A 3927-nucleotide genomic window follows, 5' to 3' on the forward strand; every position below is an offset into this window, starting at 1 on the left:
CAACATGCCAAAAGGGGCCGATGCAGCTGGCGACATCTGCCCATGATCTGCTGAAGATCCTAAAAAAACGTTCACCTGATCGACAGGCTTTGCTGTTTTAATAGAAAAAAGCTGTGTTTTTTGTTGAGCTAAAACGTTTAATGAAAGAAGCGGTAATATTGCCAGTAGTTTAATAGGAAGCTTCATTATTTGTGTTTATTTTTAAATTGTCCTAAAATAGTATTTTAACATGAAGTAGCTATTATGTTTTAGGTTCTTTACAGAAGTTGTTGGTCTGGATTTGTAATCCGGACCCCTAGTGTTCTAGTTCTACAAGTTTTAACTGTTTGTCAGGATTATAAATCCTAAGCTCTTAAGACTCGATTGCAAATCCCGACTATCATTAGAAAAAGCTTTAACAAAATATGTTTTTTATTTTGAAGCGCAAGCCCTGTATAGAACAAGAAGTTTCTTCCCGTTTTTTGCTTTTACGCTTTCCCGAAACTTCGGGATACCTCGTTGCTGCAGGGTAACGCTTCAACCGGGGCTAAGTGGCTACAGCAGCATTTCATTTGTTGGGTTGCAGGATGCACAAACCCTTGTCCTTAAACCCGACAGCAGCGGCAGCTCCCGATTCTTCATCGGGACTATAGCGAATGGCGGGACTGCAAGCATCCAAGAACCGCAAGCCTCTCATTTCCTCTAATAAGAATATCTTTTATTTCGGTCGGTGAGACACCAACCGATAGGATAATGAATCGCGACGTTAAGTCGGGAGTAATGGAAAACGGGACTGCAAACCGCCAAGAATTACAACCCAGCCATTTTCAAAAAAACGGCATAAAAAAAGCCGTCCTAATGTAAATCAGGACGGCTGTGAAATAATTTTATCTTATTATTTAATGTTAACCGGAACAGAAATTTTATCCCATTCTAAAGCGAATCCGCTTTTGGTAATTTTATAAACCAAACGTTCTTGTGTAGCTTTTAAGGCTTTGGTTTTAACATCAACACGCAAAGCATCCTTAGCTTCTTCGTATTTATAAGCACCCCACTGTTTTGGTTCTTTGTTAAAAATAGCTGTCCAGGTTCCGCTTTCTTTAGGGATTAAAAAGAAGCTGTATTTTCCTGCTGCCAAAGCTTTACCTTCAACTACGATATCTTTATCGGTTTCGAAAGTAGTAGCCTCGTTTGCACCTGCGCGCCATACTTTATCAAAGGCTTCTAAACCGCCCCAGATTTTACGTCCTTTTACGGCAGGGCTGCTGTAGTTGATGGTAATGGTTGCACCTTTAACTTTTCCTGTCGCTGTAGCAGCAGGACTTGGTTTAGGCTGAGCATCTTGTGCCATTGCACTTACAGAAATAGTAATTGCTGTAAATAGCAACGCGATTGATTTAATCATCGTTTTCATAGTATTATATTTATCTGTTTTTGTTGTTTTTGATTTTACGAATTTATGGCTTTAGGTTGATAAAAACTATAATCCTAGTGTCTAAAAAATTGTGCAAAACTTTACTGTTTTTTAAATTCATTTCTCAACTATAGACTAAACTGCTTTATTTCCTTCTTCCAACAAATCTGATTACCGAGCCCTGGCCGTTATGAAACAAACCCTCATTCAGTTCAATTTCTTTTTCTTCTAATACAAGAATCTCATAATTTTCGAAATCAGCTCTTATTTCCTCGATCGAAAATAGCATGTCGATTTCTTTTGGTCCGCCAACTTTTTCGTTTTTGGCAAGATAATCAAGATGTTTCTTGCTAAAAGCTTCGAAAATAAGCAAACCGCCTTTGCGTAAATAATTGCTCAGTGTTTTATGGTAAGTTGATTTAATCGCCGATGGAAAGTGTGCATAAATTAAGGCAATGGCATCAAACTGTTCAGCTTTATAGTCCAGCTCCTGAAGTTCGCCAACCTGGTAATCAATGCTAACGTTATTGTTTTCTGCGAATTGAAGTGCTTTATTCTTTCCTTCAACACTGATATCAAAGGCCGAAACCTTCCAACCGAGTTTAGCTGCAAAAACGGCATTTCGGCCTTCGCCTTCTGCCGGAAAAAGTATTGTTCCGGGCTCGAGCTGCATCAACTGCTCTTTTAAATAGTTATTCGGCTGTTCGCCATAAGCAAATTCATCGGTACTGTATCGGTCATTCCACCTATCAATCCAAGCGTCGTTCATATTTAGCGTTATCTATTTTGTCGAAAATAAAGGTATTAAAATTTAGGCATGCGCCCGGGGAGCAAATATCTGCTGCACGTAAAAATTAGGTTTATTTGTCGACTAAAGTTTTTGGATTTGAAAATAACAGACCAATTACCGAGAACATAATTACCGCTGCTGCACCGATTACATTGAGCCAAAGGAATGAAACAATATCGAACTCATACACTGTTACAACAGTAATTTCGGATAAGATGGCAGCAATAAATACGATAGGTCCGTTTATCTTTTTAAAATAAAATGCCACCAGGAAAATACCCAGGATTGGTCCATAGAAAAGTGAACCTAATACGTTAACAGCTTCTATTAAGGAGCCCATTTGTGTAGCAAACATGGCAACAGCTATCGAAAAAATGCCCCAGGCCAAAGTATGCAAACGGCTATATTTCAGTTCAGTCTCGTCGTCTACTTCTTTTTTGCCAAAAATGAGGTGTACATCTTTTAACGAACAGGCGGCTAAAGAATTCAGCGCTGCAGAAATAGACCCCCAGCTCGCCAAAAAGATGACTGCGAAAAGCAGGCCGATCATCCCAACGGGAAGGGTGTTCTTTACAAAGTATAAAAAGATATAATTGGTATCGGTTTTCTCTGCATTGTAATTCGACTTGTTAATGGCCTCTTCTACCCTACCGTGCAGTTCTTTTACCTGCTTTTGGGTTGATTTAAAGTTTTCTATCGAAGAATTTAACGATGGTAGTTGCTTTTCCTTTTCTACCAGGATATTTTTTGATTGCTGGTTAAATTTCTGCGCTAAAGCATTGTGTTCTTTTTCGAAAGCTGCTGCTTGTTGAGGCTGAGTTTCTTTTAAATACTGATAGGAACGTTCATTGAAATAAATCGGTGCCGGCTTTAATGAGAAGAAAGCAAACAATAATGCGCCGATTAACAGGATAGCGAACTGCATCGGGATTTTAACCAATCCATTTAACAGTAAGCCCATTTTTGCATTGGTATTGTCTTTCGCGGTAATGTATCTTCCAACCTGGCTCTGATCTGTGCCGAAGTAAGAAAGCGCGAGAAAAAAACCTCCGATTAAACCACTCCAGATATTATATTTATCCTTCCAGTCGAATTCGGTGGTAATTACATTTAATTTACCCGATTTGCCGGCCAGGTAAAGTGCATCTTTAAACCCGATTCCATTAGGCATATGCTGCACCAAAAGATATCCGGCAAAGGCCATTGTCCCTAAAATGATTAAAAATTGCAGTTTCTGTGTGTGTGCAATTGCTTTTGCACCACCAACATAGGTATAAATCAACAAAATCCCGCCGGTAAGGATATTGGTTAAATAAATATTCCAGTTTAAAACACTGGAGAGGATAATACTTGGTGCATAAATACTGATCCCTGTTGATAATCCCCGCGAAAACAGAAACAGCAACGAAGTTAAAACCCTTGTTTTTTTATCGAAACGGTTTTCCAGGTATTCGTAGGCGGTATATACATTCAACCTTTGAAAAATCGGGATGAAAGTAATGCAAATAACAATCATTGCCAACGGCAGACCAAAATAATACTGCACGAAGCGCATGCCATCGGTATAAGCCTGTCCTGGTGCTGATAAAAAAGTAATAGCACTGGCCTGCGTAGCCATAATACCCAATAGCACAATATACCAGGGCATTTTATTACCGGCCTTTAAATAGGAAGCATTGCTTTTTTGCCCACGACCAATAAAAACACCATAGGTTACCACAGCAAGCAAAGTAAATATCAGTAC

The 3927-nt window shown here is 39.1% G+C and carries 4 protein-coding genes; all 4 read right to left on the reverse strand.

Annotated elements, in window-relative coordinates; translation table 11 throughout:
• Positions 1–186: hypothetical protein (locus AC1DPQ_RS20460; protein WP_477610707.1), on the reverse strand; the 186-nt coding region annotated here is incomplete at its 3' end.
• A 688-nt stretch (positions 187–874) separates the two neighbouring features.
• On the reverse strand, positions 875–1393 hold the full coding sequence (locus AC1DPQ_RS20465; RefSeq protein ID WP_086544840.1) for a DUF2911 domain-containing protein: 519 nt from the start codon (positions 1391–1393) through the stop codon (positions 875–877).
• Positions 1394–1538: 145 nt separating this feature from the next.
• Complete coding sequence (locus AC1DPQ_RS20470; protein WP_477610708.1) at positions 1539–2162, reverse strand: class I SAM-dependent methyltransferase; 624 nt, start codon at positions 2160–2162, stop codon at positions 1539–1541.
• Between the two features lie 91 nt (positions 2163–2253).
• A partial coding sequence (locus AC1DPQ_RS20475) for a sodium:solute symporter family protein (RefSeq protein WP_477610709.1) occupies positions 2254–3927 on the reverse strand: 1674 nt, incomplete at its 5' end.

It is taken from the genome of Pedobacter sp. 01T416_2, assembly GCF_056398925.1.